General features: G+C 57.6%; 18 protein-coding genes and 1 pseudogene. 6 read left to right on the plus strand and 13 right to left on the minus strand.

Features of this window, described 5'->3' with window-relative positions:
* The 7 genes and pseudogenes from WB402_RS08765 to rpoE all read right to left on the minus strand — a co-directional run.
* A pseudogene (locus tag WB402_RS08765) lies at nt 1-190 on the minus strand (hypothetical protein); the annotation flags it as partial.
* Nucleotides 191-261: 71 nt separating this feature from the next.
* Nucleotides 262-1,092: a signal peptidase I gene (gene lepB, locus WB402_RS08770; RefSeq protein ID WP_424206961.1), complete on the minus strand. Its 831-nt coding sequence runs from the start codon at nt 1,090-1,092 to the stop codon at nt 262-264.
* Nucleotides 1,093-1,096: 4 nt separating this feature from the next.
* Nucleotides 1,097-2,902 (minus strand): translation elongation factor 4, encoded by a 1,806-nt coding sequence (gene lepA, locus WB402_RS08775; RefSeq protein ID WP_424206963.1) that lies wholly within the window; start codon nt 2,900-2,902, stop codon nt 1,097-1,099.
* 291 nt (nt 2,903-3,193) lie between these two features.
* A complete protein-coding gene (locus tag WB402_RS08780) occupies nt 3,194-4,603 on the minus strand; it encodes a Do family serine endopeptidase (protein ID WP_424206965.1) in 1,410 nt (469 codons plus the stop codon).
* Entirely contained in the window at nt 4,600-5,574 is a 975-nt protein-coding gene (locus tag WB402_RS08785; RefSeq protein ID WP_424206967.1) for a MucB/RseB C-terminal domain-containing protein, read from the minus strand. The genes WB402_RS08780 and WB402_RS08785 overlap by 4 nt, the downstream gene beginning before the upstream one ends.
* A complete protein-coding gene (locus tag WB402_RS08790) occupies nt 5,571-6,101 on the minus strand; it encodes a sigma-E factor negative regulatory protein (protein ID WP_424206969.1) in 531 nt (176 codons plus the stop codon). The genes WB402_RS08785 and WB402_RS08790 overlap by 4 nt, the downstream gene beginning before the upstream one ends.
* Nucleotides 6,102-6,122: 21 nt before the next feature.
* Nucleotides 6,123-6,701: an RNA polymerase sigma factor RpoE gene (gene rpoE, locus WB402_RS08795; protein ID WP_424206971.1), complete on the minus strand. Its 579-nt coding sequence runs from the start codon at nt 6,699-6,701 to the stop codon at nt 6,123-6,125.
* A gap of 210 nt (nt 6,702-6,911) precedes the next feature.
* Between rpoE and nadB the strand changes: the two genes are divergently transcribed.
* Nucleotides 6,912-8,552 carry an L-aspartate oxidase gene (gene nadB, locus WB402_RS08800; RefSeq protein WP_424206973.1) on the plus strand — a complete coding sequence of 547 codons (1,641 nt, stop codon included), beginning with the start codon at nt 6,912-6,914 and terminating at the stop codon, nt 8,550-8,552.
* Here nadB and WB402_RS08805 read toward each other — a convergent pair.
* The 3 genes from WB402_RS08805 to WB402_RS08815 all read right to left on the minus strand — a co-directional run bounded on the left by WB402_RS08805 (nt 8,506) and on the right by WB402_RS08815 (nt 10,014).
* Nucleotides 8,506-8,898: a protein YgfX gene (locus WB402_RS08805; protein ID WP_424206975.1), complete on the minus strand. Its 393-nt coding sequence runs from the start codon at nt 8,896-8,898 to the stop codon at nt 8,506-8,508. The two genes, nadB and WB402_RS08805, sit on opposite strands and share 47 nt — an antisense overlap.
* Before the next feature lie 31 nt (nt 8,899-8,929).
* Complete coding sequence (locus WB402_RS08810) at nt 8,930-9,181, minus strand: succinate dehydrogenase assembly factor 2 (RefSeq protein WP_424206977.1); 252 nt, start codon at nt 9,179-9,181, stop codon at nt 8,930-8,932.
* Nucleotides 9,182-9,318: 137 nt separating this feature from the next.
* On the minus strand, nt 9,319-10,014 hold the full coding sequence (locus WB402_RS08815; RefSeq protein WP_424206979.1) for a succinate dehydrogenase iron-sulfur subunit: 696 nt from the start codon (nt 10,012-10,014) through the stop codon (nt 9,319-9,321).
* 218 nt (nt 10,015-10,232) lie between these two features.
* Here WB402_RS08815 and WB402_RS08820 point away from each other — a divergent pair, with 218 nt between their 5' ends.
* Both WB402_RS08820 and WB402_RS08825 read left to right on the plus strand, forming a co-directional pair.
* The gene (locus tag WB402_RS08820) at nt 10,233-11,711 is read left to right on the plus strand and encodes a hypothetical protein (protein ID WP_424206981.1); all 1,479 of its coding nucleotides are present in this window, start codon (nt 10,233-10,235) and stop codon (nt 11,709-11,711) included.
* Nucleotides 11,708-12,373 carry a VWA domain-containing protein gene (locus tag WB402_RS08825; protein ID WP_424206983.1) on the plus strand — a complete coding sequence of 222 codons (666 nt, stop codon included), beginning with the start codon at nt 11,708-11,710 and terminating at the stop codon, nt 12,371-12,373. Before WB402_RS08820 ends, WB402_RS08825 begins: the two co-directional genes overlap by 4 nt.
* Nucleotides 12,374-12,455: 82 nt before the next feature.
* On the opposite strand, the gene sdhA is transcribed toward WB402_RS08825, so the two are convergent.
* From sdhA to sdhC, 3 genes are read right to left on the minus strand one after another with little or no spacing between them, the layout of a single operon-like run.
* The gene (gene sdhA / locus WB402_RS08830; protein ID WP_424206985.1) at nt 12,456-14,222 is read right to left on the minus strand and encodes a succinate dehydrogenase flavoprotein subunit; all 1,767 of its coding nucleotides are present in this window, start codon (nt 14,220-14,222) and stop codon (nt 12,456-12,458) included.
* On the minus strand, nt 14,219-14,575 hold the full coding sequence (sdhD, locus tag WB402_RS08835; RefSeq protein WP_424206987.1) for a succinate dehydrogenase, hydrophobic membrane anchor protein: 357 nt from the start codon (nt 14,573-14,575) through the stop codon (nt 14,219-14,221). Before sdhD ends, sdhA begins: the two co-directional genes overlap by 4 nt.
* Complete coding sequence (gene sdhC, locus WB402_RS08840; RefSeq protein WP_424206989.1) at nt 14,572-14,949, minus strand: succinate dehydrogenase, cytochrome b556 subunit; 378 nt, start codon at nt 14,947-14,949, stop codon at nt 14,572-14,574. The genes sdhD and sdhC overlap by 4 nt, the downstream gene beginning before the upstream one ends.
* Nucleotides 14,950-15,188: 239 nt before the next feature.
* Between sdhC and WB402_RS08845 the strand changes: the two genes are divergently transcribed.
* From WB402_RS08845 to WB402_RS08855, 3 genes are all read left to right on the plus strand, one after another.
* Entirely contained in the window at nt 15,189-16,235 is a 1,047-nt protein-coding gene (locus tag WB402_RS08845; protein ID WP_424206991.1) for a YgfZ/GcvT domain-containing protein, read from the plus strand.
* 292 nt (nt 16,236-16,527) lie between these two features.
* The gene (locus WB402_RS08850; RefSeq protein WP_424206993.1) at nt 16,528-17,712 is read left to right on the plus strand and encodes a YeiH family protein; all 1,185 of its coding nucleotides are present in this window, start codon (nt 16,528-16,530) and stop codon (nt 17,710-17,712) included.
* 23 nt (nt 17,713-17,735) lie between these two features.
* On the plus strand, nt 17,736-17,920 hold a 185-nt coding region (locus WB402_RS08855), incomplete at its 3' end, for a hypothetical protein (protein WP_424206995.1).

The raw sequence follows: 17,920 nt of genomic DNA on the forward strand, positions 1-17,920 counted from the left end.
GCGTCGTCCATTCCCACAATACGGCGACGGCGGCGAGGCCCCAAAACAGCGCGAATGGCCAGTCGCCGATATAGGCGGTCAGCACCGCCAGCGGCGCCAGCACGACCGCCGAGGCGATGCGCGTGGCGAGATTGTTGGTGGCCGCGGACACCGACTGGCCAGCGTGCCTAGCACAAACAACATGCCCCACATGGTCATGCCTGCCTGGCGTTTGGGATTTTGCATCACAGTCTCCTTAACAATACCTGTTGAATATCAGTGTCAATTGATCGAATGGCCGATACGATCCCAGACAATACGCTGCCAGAACATCCTGCTCTGGTCGGTCATGTCCCAACTGAACCAGATCAGGAACGCCTTGCCTACCAGATTCTGATCAGGCACGAAGCCCCAGTAACGACTATCGTTGCTGTGATCGCGGTTGTCGCCCATGACGAAATACTGGCCTTCCGGCACCACAATTTCGGGCAGCGGCATGTCCGAACGGTTGGTCGTGAGAATGTCATGCGTCACTCCATCGAGATTCTCCTTGATCCTCAAGGCTTCTCCCTGGGCATCGCTGCCCGACGCAAAAAAGTAAGGACGGCCATCGGACTGGTCCATGGGCGCACCATTGATATACAGCTTCTTATCTTTATATAGGATATGGTCGCCGGGAATGCCAACCACGCGCTTGATGTAGTTGATGGAAGGATTGCCGGGAAAACGAAACACCATCACTTCACCCCGCTTTGGATGGCTGAAATCCATGATCTTATTGTTTATCACGGGTAGCCGCACGCCATAGGTAAACTTGTTCACCAAGATGAAATCGCCGATATAAAGGCTGGGAAGCATCGAGCCGGAAGGGATACGGAACGGCTCCACCAGAAACGAGCGGATCAGGAACACGATCAGAATAACCGGGAAAAAGGCGCGCGCATACTCGACATAAGCCGGCTCCTGCCGCACCCGTGCCGCTTCCTTGTCCTTCCCCACCTGGGAAAGCTCCTTGGCCTTGCGCTCCCGGTTCTCCGACAGCAGCAATCGATCGAGCCCCCAGATTGCGCCGGTACCGACCAGAATCAGCAACATGATTAATGCGAAGTCCATAACGTTACTTCTCGTCCACGCGCAGTACGGCGAGAAACGCCTCCTGCGGAATTTCCACGGTGCCCAATTGTTTCATGCGTTTCTTGCCCTCTTTCTGTTTTTCCAGCAGTTTGCGCTTGCGCGTGGTGTCGCCGCCATAGCATTTGGCCGTGACATTCTTGCGCAGGGCCTTAACCGTTTCGCGCGCGATGATCTTGGAACCAATGGCCGCCTGAATGGCAACGTCGAACATTTGCCGCGGGATCAGCTCGCGCAGTTTTTTCGCCAGTTCCCGTCCGCGGTGCAGGCTACGTTCACGATGCACGATCACCGAGAGTGCGTCCACTTTATCGCCATTGATCAATACGTCAAGTTTACACAGGTCGGAGACGCGAAACTCCAGAAAATCGTAGTCGAGCGAGGCATATCCGCGGCTCACCGACTTGAGCCGATCGAAAAAATCGAGCACGACTTCGTTAAGTGGCAAATCATAGATCAGCATGGCCTGACGGCCGTGATAGGTCATGTCCTTCTGAATGCCGCGCTTCTCCACGCACAGTCCGATGACGTTGCCGACATATTCCTGCGGCACGAGGATTGTGGCGCGGATGATGGGTTCGCGTAAATCGACGATTCGGGACTGATCCGGCATTTTCGCCGGATTCTCGACAAGCAGTACTTCATTCGAAGTCACTACTTCGTATACTACGGTCGGCGCGGTCGTGATGAGATTCAGTCCGTATTCACGCTCAAGCCGCTCCTGAATGATCTCCATATGCAGCATGCCGAGGAAACCGCAGCGGAAACCGAAACCGAGGGCCTGTGAGGTTTCCGGTTCGTAATGCAGCGAGGCATCGTTGAGTTGCAGCTTTGCGAGTGCGTCGCGGAACGTTTCATACTCGGAGGATTCAACTGGATACAAACCGGCGAACACGCGTGGCTTGATTTCCTTGAAACCGGGGAGCGGTTTGCCGGCGGGACGGTCGACATGTGTGATTGTGTCACCGACACGTGCGCTGCGCACATCCTTGATGCCGGCCATGACATAGCCCACCTCGCCCGGCCCCAGTTCCGTAACGGGTTTGCGCTTGGGAGTGAAGATGCCAATTTGTTCGGTCACGTAATCGCGCCCGGTAGCCATGAGTCGTATCTTTTCACGGGGCTTCAGGCGTCCATCCATGACACGCACCAGCGAAACCGTCCCGAGGTAATTGTCAAACCAGGAATCGATGATCAGTGCCTTGAGCGGTGCGTTGGCGTCGCCCTTCGGCGCTGGAATATGCCGGACGATCGCTTCCAGTATTTCTGGCACGCCTTCACCTGTCTTCGCGCTTGCGCGGACGGCTTCCTGGGCATGAATGCCGATGATGTCTTCGATCTCCTGGATTGCCCGCTGCGGGTCGGCGGAGGGAAGATCGATCTTGTTCAGGACCGGCAGAATTTCCAGATTAAGTTCGGAGGCAGTGTAACAGTTGGCCACGGTCTGCGCTTGCACGCCCTGCGATGCATCCACCACCAGCAACGCGCCTTCGCAGGCGGTCAGTGAGCGCGATACTTCATAGGAGAAGTCCACGTGCCCCGGCGTGTCGATCATGTTCAGGCGGTATGTCTGACCGTCGCGCGCCCGGTAGTCGAGCGCAACACTTTGAGCCTTGATGGTAATGCCGCGCTCCCGCTCGAGATCCATCGAGTCCAGCACCTGTTCCTGCATCTCGCGCGCCTCCAGTCCCCCACAGACCTGGATGAAGCGGTCCGCAAGCGTGGATTTGCCGTGGTCGATATGCGCGATGATCGAGAAATTCCGGATCAGTTCCTGATTCCAGCTGCTCATAAATGTAGCCCTGCTGCGCTCGTCCTGACATAAGAGCAGTAGCCCTGCTGCGTTCGTCTTGTCATTCGCAAATGGTGCGATGCTCCCGTCGAAATAGCGCCGGCGGAAACCGCCTGTGTCATGGATACGAAAAAGGCGCCCGAGGCGCCTGGTTTCCTGGTTTCTGTCAAATGGGCTTCAGGGCCATGGTCTGTTTCCAAACGCCCTGCGCGGCGAAGCATACCTTATTTCAGGGTTGCCATAAATATTAATGACAGGGCCGACATGAGAGTAACAACCTCTCAGGCATGTTCAAGTGGGTTCCACGGCAATAATCGCCAAAAACAGCGTCGTCATGCCGCGCCTTACTCGCAACACCACGGGTCGATCCGGGGAAGCGTGTTCGAGAAGTCGATGGAAAGTGACAATATCGCTGACGCGTTTGCCATCCACTTCCAGTATGACATCCCCGGGACGCAAACCGGCATTGCGCGCCTGACCATCCTCGACACCGATAACGCTCACGCCATTATCGATCTCAAGATTTTTCTTCAGCGAGGCCGACATCTCGCTCAAAGCGAGTCCGTATCGCGAATGCTTTTCGACGTCACTGCGCTTGGTCGCCGGCTTGGCGGCGACCTCTTCCTTAAGCTCACCGACGGTGACGATCAACTTTCGCGGGCCGCCATCGCGGCGGAACACACCAAGATGCGCGCGAGTACCGGGCATCGTCAGGCCCACCTGGGGCGGCAGGTCCGTGGACCGGTCAATCGCTCGGCCTTCGTACTCCAGGACGATATCGCCCGTGCGTAGATCGGATTTTGCCGCCGGACTGCCAGGCAGAATATCGGCAATCAAGGCGCCACGCGGTTGGTTCAGGCCATAGGCACTGGCCAGCGCACGCGATACCTCCTGCAGACTCACCCCGATCCAACCGCGCCGTACCCGGCCTTCGCTTTTAAGCTGCGCGCCGATCGTGATGGCGGCATCGATCGGAATAGCGAACGATACCCCCATGAAACCGCCGGTGCCACTGTAGATTTGCGAATTCACACCAACCACTTCGCCTTTGAGATTGAACAGGGGTCCTCCGGAGTTGCCAGGATTAATCGGCACATCCGTCTGGATGAACGAAACATAATTTTCGTTCGGCAGCGTCCGTCCTTTGGCGGAAACAATGCCCGCGGTCGCGGAACTGTCGAAACCGAAAGGCGAGCCGATGGCCAATACCCACTCGCCGACCTGAAGTTTATTCGCGTCGCCAATGACCACCGTGGGCAGTGCAGATGCATCGATTTTGAGCAGGGCCACATCGCTGCGGCGGTCCGCTCCCACCAGACGCGCGCTGAGTTCGCGCCGGTCGGCCAGTCGCACCTGGATATCCCGTGCATTCTCGATCACGTGCGCGCAGGTCAGAATATATCCATCGGGTGAAATGATGAAACCTGATCCCAGCGAACTCTCTTCCGCTTGATCTGGATTTTCATCAAAGGAGCGCGGCGTGAAAGGGCGGGAGGATTTATCATCCGTGGCGGCCGAAGGCGAAAAACCGGCACGGCCGGGATCCCGCGTGACACTGAGGTTGACGACGGCCATGCCGTGCCGGACGACAAGCCGGCTGAAATCCGGCAACTCACGCGGCGCTGCTTGCACCGTCAGCGAAAGAAACAGCAGGAAGAAAAGACAGTATCCGTGCCGGTATGCCACAGTCGCGAAATTCACTTTACCGGCGAAACCGATCCGCCGATGAAGGCAACAGTGGCTGCCGGTACTTCGCCCACTGTAGTAATTTGGTAATCGCCCGATTGGGCGCTCATCGCATGCACCGCACCCATGCGGCTCGGACCCTGCATGAAAGGTTTTACGCCCTTTTCCTGTTTTTCAATGAACACGGACACCGCGGCCAAACCGTCGGTGTAAACCAGATGTTCAACGGGTTGCTTGCGCATCGGCAGCCGTCGCGTCATATGTGCGGAGAGCCGGAAACCCTTGGGCAGTTGTGAAGCAGACCAGCCAGGTTTATCAGAGACATTCCGGGTGTCGCCGTCTTCCCGGTACCAGACCATGCTCTTACCGGTCATGCCGGGCGCGAGCGCCGAAGCCGGAATCTTCGCGCCGATGTTGACCTGCGTGAACATGAACTGCTCAAGGACAGCGTCCTGGTTGTCGAGCAGATCGGCCTTGAGCAACAGGCCACTATCGACATCCGCCCACAAACGATATCCATAGCGATACTGATCGGTGGGCTTGATGATCACGAGTTGCGCCACGCGGCCGGTGATGCGCTCGGTGTTACCCAATGTCAGCGTGTAATATTCGTCCAGATCCTGCAAACGTTCAGGAAGAATTGAGGGAAAAGCCTTTCCTTCCGCCTTGCGATATTCGACCATGACCGAGTTTTTGTCCGGCCAGTAACAGCGGACCTCATTTGCGTCGCGAACGATTTCACGTGGCGCGCCGTTCAGCGACATTAGGCGTTCGCGCGAGGAATTATTTTCCACTTTGTGGAATATCTGCATCGTCTCGAGTTGTTTGTCATGCTGGTAAACGAAAATCCCTTCGTAGTCGAGTGCGCTTGCCGCGTGGTTGATTTTCATCAACCACTCGTGCGCAGCATCCGCCGCCATGGCCGTGGAGCAAACGAATAAACCGAGAAAAATAAAAGCGGAACGATCCGGGAGGCGTGAAATCATTTATCGTTATCGTAGCCGACGACCCGGACATAAGGCATCATGCCGCCAAGCCCGGAGGTCGAGGCAAATTCGTCATGTTCTACCAGGTAGGCGTTAAGCGCGCTTTCGGCCTCCGGTTCCTTCATGTCCCAGTGCGTAGTGCCGGAGCGGATAATGTTTTGCGGCGCCGGTGTGTTAACAGCCAGCGCCGGTAACGGCGCCGGGGCTGGCTGGTGCACCCACTGCACGCCGGTAATGGCAATCGCCGCAACCGAGGCCGCGATCGCCAGCGTGCCAAGGAAACGGGTGACACGATGACGCTGGAATGAAACAGCGGTGGACGGTTCGGCTTGGATGCGTCTCGTAACCTGCTCAGCCGCGTCCTGAGCAACGACGACATCCACATCCTGGTGCAGCGCCGCGCGCACGAGATGATAGCGCTCCCACGTGCGACGGAGCGCGACATCACTCTCAAGCGCCGTGAATACGCGTCGCTCTTCCAGCTCATCAAGCTCGTTGTCGACCAACGCCGACAGTTTCTCTTTCATGTGTTCATCGTTCATATGGCGCTACCTTTCCATCAATGGCCGCAGTTCCTGGTCGATGGCCTCGCGCGCGCGGAAAATGCGCGAGCGCACGGTACCAATCGGACAATCCATGACTTCGGCGATTTCCTCGTAACTCATGCCCTCGATCTCGCGCAGCGTGATGGCCGTGCGCAGATCGGGCGGAAGATGTTCCAGCACCCGGTGCACCGTCGTGGCGATTTCATTGGTCAGCATCTGACGTTCCGGCGTCGCCTGGTCGCGCAGACCCTCGCCGCTTTCGATGAGTTCCGCGCCTTCGATCTCCACGTCCGACCCGGGCGGCCGGCGACCCTGTGACTCGAGATAATTCTTCGCCGTGTTCACGGCAATCCGGTACAGCCAAGTATAGAACGCACTTTCACCGCGAAAACCTCCAATGGCGCGATAGGCCTTGATCATGGCCTCCTGCGTCACGTCTTCCACTTCCCGCCGGTCGCGCACGTAACGCGAAACCAGTTTGGCGACCTTGTGCTGGTACTTCCTGACCAGTAGATCGAAGGCGGTTTTGTCGCCTTTCTGCACCCGGACAACCAGCTTTTGATCGATACTCCGCTCGCTCATGAGGACCTATCCTCATGGGTCCGATACAGGAATATTCTGTCCCTAACAGACCGCGGCAAGGGGTTAAAGTTCGCTGGAAAAGCCCGGAAAAGAGGGTATTTGTTGTTCAATCTTTTGTCCCTGAAAGACAACGGTACGGTAAACGGCATCCGACGCGTGTGATAGGATATCGTAAACACCACAAATGTGCCCTCCCCTTATCCTACGCACATGACGACCCCCCAGTCCTCAGACGTCCTGATCATCGGCGGCGGCGCTGCCGGTCTCAGCCTTGCTCTGCGAGTGGCGGACAAGGCGCGGGTTACGATCCTTGCCAAGGCGGCGCTGACGGAGAGCGCCAGTCTCTACGCCCAAGGCGGTGTGGCCGCGGTTCTGAACGGTCAGGAAGATACGTTCGACTCGCACATTCAAGACACGCTGAATGCCGGGGCCGGCTTGTGTCGCCGCGAGACCGTTGAGTTTGTCGTGCGTCAGGGACCGGAAGCGATTCGCTGGCTGATTGACCGTGGCGTGCCGTTTAGCCAGGAGAAGCAAGCAAATGGTGCGATGGAATATCACCTGACGCGCGAAGGCGGCCACAGTCACCGGCGGGTAATACACGCCGAGGACGCCACCGGCCGCGCGGTCGAGACAACGCTCGAATCGCTCGTCCGCCGGCATCCGAACATCACGTTGCACGAAAGCCATATCGCCATCGATCTCATTACCAGCCAGAAGCTCGGCCGTGCCGGGCCCGACCGTTGTCTTGGCGTCTATGCTCTGAACCGGGAATCCGGACATGTCGTTACCTACAGTGCCCATTTTGTGGCGCTGGCCACCGGCGGCGCCTGCAAAGCCTACCTATATACCAGCAATCCCGACACGTCGACGGGCGATGGAATCGCCATGGCCTGGCGCGCCGGTTGCCGCGTGGCCAACATGGAGTTCATCCAATTCCATCCGACCTGCCTGTATCACCCGCGCGCCAAATCGTTCCTGATTTCCGAGGCGGTGCGCGGCGAAGGCGGACGCCTGACGCTGCCGAACGGCAAGCCGTTCATGCAGAATCACGACCCGCGCGGCGAACTGGCGTCGCGAGACATCGTGGCACGCGCCATCGACTACGAAATGAAGCGCGGCGGCCTCGATTATGTCCACCTGGACATCAGCCACAAACCGGCAGATTTTATCAAAAGCCACTTCCCGACGATCTACGAACGTTGCAAGGAATACGGCTACGACATCACGCGCGAACCGATACCGGTGGTGCCGGCGGCGCACTATACCGGCGGCGGTGTCATGACCGACCTATCCGCCCGTGCCGATCTCGACCGGCTTTACGCCGTCGGCGAATGCGCCTACACCGGCCTGCACGGAGCCAATCGCCTGGCCAGCAACTCCCTGCTCGAATGCCTGGTGTTCGCCAAAACCGCGGCCGAGGACATACTCAAACATCTGCCGACGGCCGGCCAACCGCCAATCGACCTGCCACCCTGGGATGAAAGCCGCGTGACCGACCCCGACGAACAGGTGGTGGTATCACACAACTGGGACGAGCTGCGCCGTGGCATGTGGAGCTACGTCGGCATCGTGCGCACCACCAAGCGCCTGCAACGTGCCCAGCACCGGGTGGATATGTTGAAAGAGGAAGTCAGAGAGTTCTACAGTAACTTTAAGGTTACGAACGATCTTATTGAATTACGTAACTTATTGCTGGTATCCGAATTGATCATCCGCTCCGCTCTCGCGCGCAAGGAATCGCGCGGTCTGCATTACACGCGTGACTATCCGAAGGCGCTATCCGGAACTCCCCAGGACACCGTGCTTACGCCGGAACTCTATGAAGCTTCAGGGCGACGCGCCAACGCCTGAACGCTTCCGGTTCCACGGCATCGGCGGCAATGGCGAGACTGACCGGCCAGCGCCGGCCCTCTATATTCAGGGATAATAGCGTCAGCCACGGATGAACAAAACGGCTGGCAATCTGGCAAACGTGCCAAGCGTCCTTTCCCGCGAATCGCACCGACACTACCCCTTCGCTGTCCATCTCGATCGTCTCAATGGCTGTCGATCCCTGTTTCCACACATAAATGCGTAGTGACCGGTAAAGACTCGCCCCTATCAGCGTCCAGAGCATCAGCCGGACTGGCCAGACGACGGGCACTACCAACAAAAGCAGCATCCCGCCGAGATGCACGAACAGCAGTATTCCCGCCATAAAACGCGAAACTTTTATGTTTAAAATCAGATTACTTTCTGATCTTGGATACAAGTTGCATTAACTCTTTTTCAGGTGGATTTTCGCTCCCCTGAACATACGCCCAGAAGATGTTGTCGGGAACTGCCAGTAATTTATCAAAGGCGTCCTGTTCGGTCGGCGTGAGCGATGCGTAACCCTGATCCAGGAAATTCTTGAGGACTACATCCAGCTCCAGAAGCCCCCGGCGACAACGCCAACGGAGCCTGTCATATTTACGCGCGTCTTGTGCGCTTCGGCTCACCCCCTTATCCCCTGGAGGGAGGCGAGATGAAGGTGTCGCGGATGTCCGGTGGACATCCGCGCCATCGAGCGGGCGCGCAAGCTGTTCGCGCGCCCCGGCAGGAACCGATGGGGATGAGGGGGAAGACGATTCACCCATCACAAAACCCGCTTCGCCAGCGCCATCTTGATATGGCCAATGGCCTTGGCAGGATTCAGACCCTTGGGGCAGGCCTCGGTGCAGTTCATGATGGTGTGGCAGCGGAACAGCTTGTACGGATCCTCCAGATCGTCGAGGCGCTCTCCGGTGGCCTGATCGCGGCTGTCAGCCAGAAATCGCCATGCCTGGAGCAACGCGGCCGGTCCCAGGAACTTATCGGGATTCCACCAGAATGACGGGCAAGCCGTTGTACAACAAGCACAAAGTACGCACTCGTACAGGCCGTCCAGTTTCTCACGATCTTCGGGTGTCTGAAGCCGCTCTATCTCCGGTTCCGGTTCGTGATTGATCACCCAGGGCTTCACGGCCCGGTATGAAGTGTAAAACTGGGTCAGGTCCACGATCAGGTCGCGGATCACCGGCACCCCCGGAAGCGGCCGCAGCTCGATCGGCTGCTTCAAATCCTTCAGCGGGGTGATGCATGCCAGTCCGTTGCGGCCGTTGATGTTCATCCCGTCCGACCCACACACTCCTTCCCGGCACGAGCGCCGGAACCCGAGACTGTCGTCCTGCTGTTTGAGCAGCACCAGGGCATCCAGCAACATCACCGCCCCGCTGTCATCAGGCAGCTCACAGGCCTGCATACGCGGCTTTTTATCGGTTTCAGGGTTGAAGCGATAGATCGAAAATCGCATGCGTTGAGTTTAGCCTGTTGTCCTATCCTGCGAAACACTGGAAAACCCGACATTTCCCGGCTGAAATTGGCTTAATTACCGACCAGTAATCCCCATGTTTCGCGCCTTTGGTCGGACCAAGGCGGCTCATCCCCGGAAGCTCGCTAATAATTAACTCATCAAACACGGAAACAGCTCCAGCGTGGGCGTTTCCGTGTTTCACGTTAGGAGAGAGACCAATGGAAATCCTGCACGCTCTGATCATCTGGCCTGACCAGCTGCTGTTGTCATTGCTGGTCCTGTTTTTCATCGCCGTCCCGATACTCTACGGCGCGCGCCAGGCGATGCACAGTCTGTTGCGTGCCGTATTCCGTGCGATCAGCAACCCGCTGCGCCTCATGTCACGCTGGCTGTTCAAAACCGCCGAGGTGCTGCGCGAGCGCAACAAGCAAGTGCTGCTGTCACGCGGGCGTGAAGAAGTTTCGCACGGCATCAACAAGGAATTCGACCGTGTCACCAATCTGGTAGAACGCGACCTTCACGGTTACCCGGCGCTGCAGCGCAAGCTCATGGACGAGATCACGCGTATCGAGGAGGAATTTCAGAAATGCGGCGAAGTGCCCCCGCCCCCGCCGGAATGGACCAAGGCCGTGGCCGCGATCGCCAAGATCAAACCCTCCGGTGACGGTCTGGTGGAAAGGATACTGGAAGACATCAGCAACTCCATCGACGAAATCTACGAGAGAGTCATCAACGAGTACCGTGAGTCATCCAAGCAACGCCATAATATTCTTAAAAACTTCATGCCGTTCTGGCGCTCGGTCGACCGCACTCTGAAAAAGGTCGACAAGGACCTCGGCGGCATGCAACAGAGTGCCGCCAAGATCGATGAGCAGGTAGAGAAGTACAAACAGATCCACGCCAAAAGTGAAATGGCCGAGCATTCCCTGACCTCCTCGTCCACAATCCTGTTCGTGATTTCGCTGCTGGCGATCATGATCGCCGCGGGCGGCGCATTCGTGAACTTCTGGCTCATCGAACGCCCGATGTCCGCCATGGTCGGCGGCTCCGAATACATCGTCGGCGATATCCAGGCATCGTATCTGGCGGCGATGGTGATCATCATGTTCGAAACCCTGATGGGCCTGTTTCTGATGGAGTCGCTGGGCTACACCCACCTGTTCCCGCTGAACAACATCAACAACCGCATGCGCCGCTGGCTGGTGTGGATCTCCTTCAGTATTTTGCTGATCCTCGCCGGCGTTGAAGTTGCGCTCGCGGTCATGCGCGACATGATCATTTCGGCCGACATCGCTCTGAAACAAGAGCTGGCCGGTGGCGGAGCCGTTACGAAAGCAATGGCCAACTCCTGGGCGCTGGATATTCCCAAGGCGGCCCAGATGATTCTCGGCTTCACCCTGCCGTTCGCGTTGGCCTTCGTGGCCATTCCTCTGGAATATCTGATTCACTCCGGGCGCACGGTTTTCGGCGCGCTGCTGGTGCTGGGAATCCGCGGCTTGGGATTCGCGATGCGCTTCATATCCAGCATGGTGCAACAGATCGGCAAGGGCACGGGGTATCTTTATGATGCGATCATCTTCCTGCCGTTGGTCATCGAACGCGCGGTGCTGAATCGCGGTCCACGCCGGGCTGCCCTGCCTCCGGGTAGTTCGGGCGAGATGACCGCTCTATCCAAACATGGGGAGCATGTACTGTGAGCCGGCACTTTTGGATTGTTCCGCTTCTGGCGCTAAGCCTATTCGCCACCTCCTGCGCTGATTCGCGCAGCCACGCGCAAGCGGTCTATATGCTGGTGGACACTTCCGGCACTTACTCGCAGGAACTCGACAAGGCGCAACGCGTCGTGAGTTATATGCTCGGCACCCTCAAGGCCGGCGATTCGCTGGCCGTGGCGCGAGTCAAGAGCCGCAGTTTCTCCGAGAAGGACATCATTGCGAAAATGACCCTGGGCAAGGACCCGATGCAGATCAATAATCAGAAGCGCGAATTCGCCGAAAAGATCGGCGTCTTCAAGGCCGACCTCAAGAAAGGCAGCGCCTATACCGACATCACCGGTGGCATCATCCAGGCCTCGGAATTCCTCAACGAGACCGGCGCAGGACAAAAAACCATTCTGATTTTCTCCGATATGCAGGAAGAGCTGGACTATAAAACGGTGCGGGATTTTCCCATCAACCTGCAGGGCATCCGCATCATCGCTCTGAATGTCACCAAGCTCACCACCGACAACGTCGACCCGCGCCGCTACATGGGACGTTTGGAATGGTGGGAAAAGCGCGCCCGCGATGCCGGGGCCACGGACTGGAAAGTGGTGAACGATCTGGAACATCTGGAACGCATTTTCAAGGGGCGGGGATAAACAAGTTGCTTACTTACAAACCACTCTGTACTTACGATAGTTAAAGGGTACTCGCCCCTTTATTCATTCTCGGTCAGAGCCATTAATAAACTCTTTCCTTTGGTGGGAATGGTTCGACTGTCAACGGCTTCATCCGCACTGGCTTGTAATCGAGCTTGTTACCTTCACGGCTGTAAAGCGTGTGCTTGAGCCAGTTGCGATCGTCGCGCTTCGGATAATCGAGCCGTGAATGCGCGCCGCGGGATTCATGACGCGCAGCGGCGGAGTGAACCGTGGCGAGCGCGATATCCATGAGGTTTTCGAGTTCGAGCGCTTCGATGCGCGCGGTGTTGAATATCCTGCTGTGATCGCGCAGCGTGGCATGTTGCAAGCGTTCTACCAGTTTCGTGACTTTTTTAATTCCCTCGTCCAACAAGTCCTGCTTGCGGAACACGCCGCAATAATCCTCCATCGTGAGGCGCAGTTCGTCGCACAGTTTATCGACCGATTCTCCCTCACCCTGCTTGTCCCAGCGTGTTAGGCGCGCCATGGCGCGATCCACCGCTGCTTCCGCCATCGGGCGATGGCTACGGTTTTCTTTAAGGTATTCGAGCATGTGATTGCCGGCTGCGCGGCCAAACACGATGATATCGAGCAGCGAATTGCCACCGAGGCGGTTGGCGCCGTGCACCGAGACACAGGCGCATTCACCCACGGCATAAAGGCCCGGCACCGCCTCTTCCGGTCCGGTATGCACCGGCGCCACCACTTGCCCGAAACGGTTGGTGGGAATACCGCCCATGGTGTAGTGCGCCGTGGGATAGACCGGGATGGGTTTCTCCACCGGGTCGGCATGAGCGAAGCGGATGGCGGATTCGCGAATGCCCGGTAGGCGTTTATTGATGGTTTCAGCGCCGAGATGGTCGAGTTTGAGCAGCACATGGTCCTTCTTCGGACCGCAACCGCGCCCGGCGTGGACTTCCTCGTAAATCGAACGGCTGACGACGTCGCGGCTGGCGAGATCTTTGGCGTGCGGCGCATAACGCTCCATGAAACGCTCGCCCTCGGCATTAATAAGGTATCCGCCCTCGCCGCGCGCGGCTTCGGTAATGAGGATACCGATGCCGGCGATACCGGTCGGATGGAACTGCACGAACTCCATGTCCTGCAATGGAATGCCGGCGCGCAGCGCCATGGCCATGCCGTCGCCGGTATTGATCATGGCATTGGTCGTAGTGCGGTACAGGCGCGCAACACCGCCGGTGGCAACCAGCGTGGTCTTGGCCTCGATGATCAGTGGCTCGCCGGTTTCGATCTCGATAACTATTGCCCCGAGCGCATAACCATCCTTGTCCATCAACAAATCCACAACGAAGAACTCGTCGAAGAAATGCGTACGTGCTTTCAGGTTCTGCTGATACAGCGCGTGTAACATTGCGTGGCCGGTGCGGTCGGCGGCCGGACAGGTACGCATTGCCTGTTCGGCACCGTAGTTCAGGCTCTGACCGCCGAAGGCGCGCTGATAGATGCGGCCGTTTTCGAGACGCGAGAATGGCACGCCGTAATGTTCGAGCTCGATGACTAGATTCGCTGCGGCGCGGCACATGTATTCGATCGCATCCTGATCGCCGAGATAGTCGCTGCCCTTCACGGTGTCGTACATGTGAAAGTGCCAATTGTCCGGCTGCGTGTTTCCCAGCGCGGCGTTGATGCCACCCTGCGCCGCGACAGTGTGCGAGCGCGTGGGAAATACCTTGGACACGACGGCGACATGCGCCTCGCCCTGCGCTAGTTGCAGCGCCGCGCGCAGCCCGCCGCCACCGGCGCCGATCACCAGACAATCGAAACGACGGCGTGGGATGTTTTTCATGGGACAGCGGATAATAGAATTTGTGCCGCCCACAGCGCCAGCGCGAGCAGGCCCAGTGCCGTCAGCACTGTGACGCTGAAGCGTAGCCACAGCGGATGCAGATAATCGAGATAGATGCTGCGCATGCCGACCCAGGCGTGAATCAGGATGCTGGCCAGGAACAGTGCCCAGGCGATGCGCACATAACCCATGGCGAACCAGGCCTTCCACGCGGTGTAATCACGCACCGGCGACAAGCTGAGATGCACGATGGCGTAAATGACGAAACCGCCCATGTACAGCGAGGTCACGCGCTGCAGCAGCCATTCCGCGACACCGGCGTGCGCACTCCCCGCGGAGCGTAAGCGGCTCACAGGCACACTCCGGTAAGCGCCACGACAGTCAGGGATGCGGCAAAGGCGAGCCAGGCGTTGCGACGCGCGGCTGGCTTACTGTCACCAATACCGATATCCAACAGCAGATGCCGAACGCCGGAAAAGAAGTGCTGGGCAAATACCCACAAGATAATCAGTACAACAAGTCGGCCAACGAGGGTAGTTGCCTGGGCGGCGAGCTCGGCATAGGCCGCCGGGTCCTGCAGCGAACGCTGCAATATATATAGTGCGATTGGCAGCAGCAGAACCAGGAACGCGCCGGTGGCGCGATGTAATATGGACAGGATTCCACCCACGGGCAGGCGGATTTTGAACAGATTGAGGTATACCGGACGTTTTTTGTTATTTCCCATGACTGTCAAAGTCGTCCATCCTTTAATTATTCACACTCTACGCCCTGACGCCAAGAGAGTGAATTTCAACATAACCATAGTGTAAACCGCCCAGTTGTGGCGTCCATACGTTTTAAACCAGGACGCCGTGAATGCCAACACTGGCGAGGCGTTCAGACTCTGTCTTTGGTCCCGGCCTCGCCCAGCCAGGCGAGTTTCCGCTATCATGCGCATCCCGGTCAGCACTGGCAACAAGACACATGAACGAGACTTGGAAAAATTTCATCCAGAATCAGGGCGCCGTCCTGGAGGGCGATCGCGTGCAGCACTTCGGTCATCCGGCAGAGGAACGCCGCTCTGCCGCGCATGGCCATGTCCTCGTCGACCTCTCGGATTTTTCGCTGATCCGCGCGCGCGGTGACGACACGCAGAATTTCCTCAACGGTCAGTTGAGCAACGACATACGCCAGCTCGACGCGACTCACAGCCAGCTCGCTTCCTGGTGCAATCCCAAAGGGCGAATGATGGTCATCTTCCGGCTGTTCCGGCGCAGTAACGACACCCTGTTGCAATTGCCGGCGGCATTGATCGAGAACACGCTCAAGCGACTGCGTATGTTCGTGCTGCGCGCTAAAGTGACACTGGAGAGCGTGGATGCAGAACTGGTTACCATCGGATTATCTGGCCCGGATGCCAAAAAGATCATTACGGAGGCGGCGGACTTTGCTCCCAGCGGGGATAACGGCTGCGAAACTCGCGAGGATGTCACTATTTTGAGTCTGCCTGGGCTGCATCCGCGCTATGAAATCATCGCGCCGACCGCCGCGGCGGAAAAACTATGGGAACGTCTCAAGTCCAAAGCGACGCCGGCTGGGCCGGCGGTATGGGCTTGGCTCGACATCATGGCGGGAATTCCCGGTATCCATCCCGAAACCAACGAGGAATTCGTGCCGCAGATGGCCAATCTCGAAGTCGTCGGCGGCGTCAATTTCAAGAAAGGCTGCTACCCGGGACAGGAAATCGTGGCGCGCATGCAGTACCTCGGCAAGCTCAAACAACGCATGTACAGTGCCCATGTGGAGGGCGACGTCCTGCCGCGACCGGGTGATTCCATTTATGCTCCGGACTTTCCCGGCCAGTCTGCCGGCACGGTCGTGGAGGCGCAACCATCGCCTGATGGCGGTTATGACCTGCTGGCCGTGATCCAGATCAGCAGCGCTGCTGCAGGCAAACTCCATCTCGGGAGCGAAACCGGTCCGCCACTCACGCTCCAATCCCTGCCCTACTCTCTTCCTGCCGGCAGCTGAAACGGAATAAAAACTTTCCGCCTTCCGTCATGCTGTTCGTCTTGTACGCCGCGCTTGTTTGCGTGGAATGCTTGTGTTTGAATGTTTTTGCACAAGTCACTATATAAGGAAATACTAATAAACTGCTTCGGCTCATTAAATAGTCTATAACTATAAGCAGAAACCAAGTGATCCAAGGAGATAAAACGGATGGCATGACACCCAACCCTCGCATTGCATTTCTTACCCAACTGACGTCAGAAGTAAACCGGAGTATCAACACTAAAGAGCGTTCTTACGGAGGAACATAACTATGAGTGATACAGGTTTTTTCCGAAAATTGCCGAGTGCCATTCCCGGCCTGGCATTGATTGTGATAACCCTTGTCGTAATCAAGTTTTGGATAGAACCGTGGATGGCTGTCACCAAGGTGTTCGGAATGCAGAAGCCGCTGACGGACGCCTTCCACCTTAACTACATTCTACTTGGCATTTTGGCCGGACTCCTTTATCGCAACGTTGTATTCGGCGGGACCATGCCGGCGATTTTCAGCAATGGCTTCAAGCTATCCCGTCTCATGATCAAGACCGGCATCATCATGCTTGGTTCTCTCTACACTGTGCAGGCCATCGTACAACTGGGCGCCTTCGCCATATTTCTCATCGGCGGCTTCGTGCTCCTGACCATCGTAATGGTGCTGTGGCTCGGCAAGATATTCGGTATTGATCGCTCCATGACTGGCGTTCTGGCCAATGCGCTCAGCATTTGCGGCGTCAGTGCGGCGGTGGCCACCTCACCAGCCGTCGAAGCAAAGGCCGCGCATGTCGCTTACGCCATCGCCACCATTTTGGGCTTCGGCATCCTGACCATGTTTATCAGTCCGTTTATCGGCCATGCGCTGGGTCTCACCGACCTGCAATACGGTGCGTGGATCGGAACAGGCATTCTCAACTCGGGTCAAGTGTTGGCGGCGGCGCTCGCGTTCAATCCCACGATTGCGCCGGGCACGGCGGTTTCCGTGGCGGAAATCTGGAACATCATGCGCGTCATCTCCATCCCGTTTGCCGTGTTCATCGTGACCGTGTGGTACTGGACCGGCAAAGAAGCAAAGGAAGCTAAAGTCGAACGCAAGGGTCTGGGCACACTGCTGGTGGAGAAATTCCCGGTATTCGTCATCGGCTTTGCCGCGATGGTGTTGCTGACCAGCCTCGGCGCCTTCGGCTCGGTGGGGATGAAATGTCCGACGGGTATTTCGGAAGCGGAGAAGGCGTTCCTGCAATGCGGTCTGCCGCCTTCCGAGGCCATCAAGATGCTGCGCCTATGGATGACCTGGATCTTCGGCTTCGGTCTGGTCGGTCTGGGAGGTTACATCGACTTTAAGGAAATCGCACAGGCCGGCGGTACGCCGCTGAAAGTCGGTCTCATTGTCGGCGTCACCAAATATGTCCTTGCGCTCATCGTCATTCTGATGATCAAGGACTATCTGGTCGCTATCTGACGCGCTAACGGAGGAAATTATTCATGGCTCAAAAACCTGGCAGTGAAACCCTTGGTGCCGCTGGCGAAAAAGGTAAGATGACCTTGTTCAAGGATGACCGCGCCGAGGACATCGGCGCGATTGTCGTCGCCGCGATCGTTATCGCCTACATCTTAATAGTGACCGCGGGCAAGTCACCGGCTCCGCCTGCCCCCGCGCCAGCCGCAGC

This window comes from Sulfuricaulis sp. (assembly GCF_049587675.1).
Taxonomy (GTDB): domain Bacteria; phylum Pseudomonadota; class Gammaproteobacteria; order Acidiferrobacterales; family Sulfurifustaceae; genus Sulfuricaulis.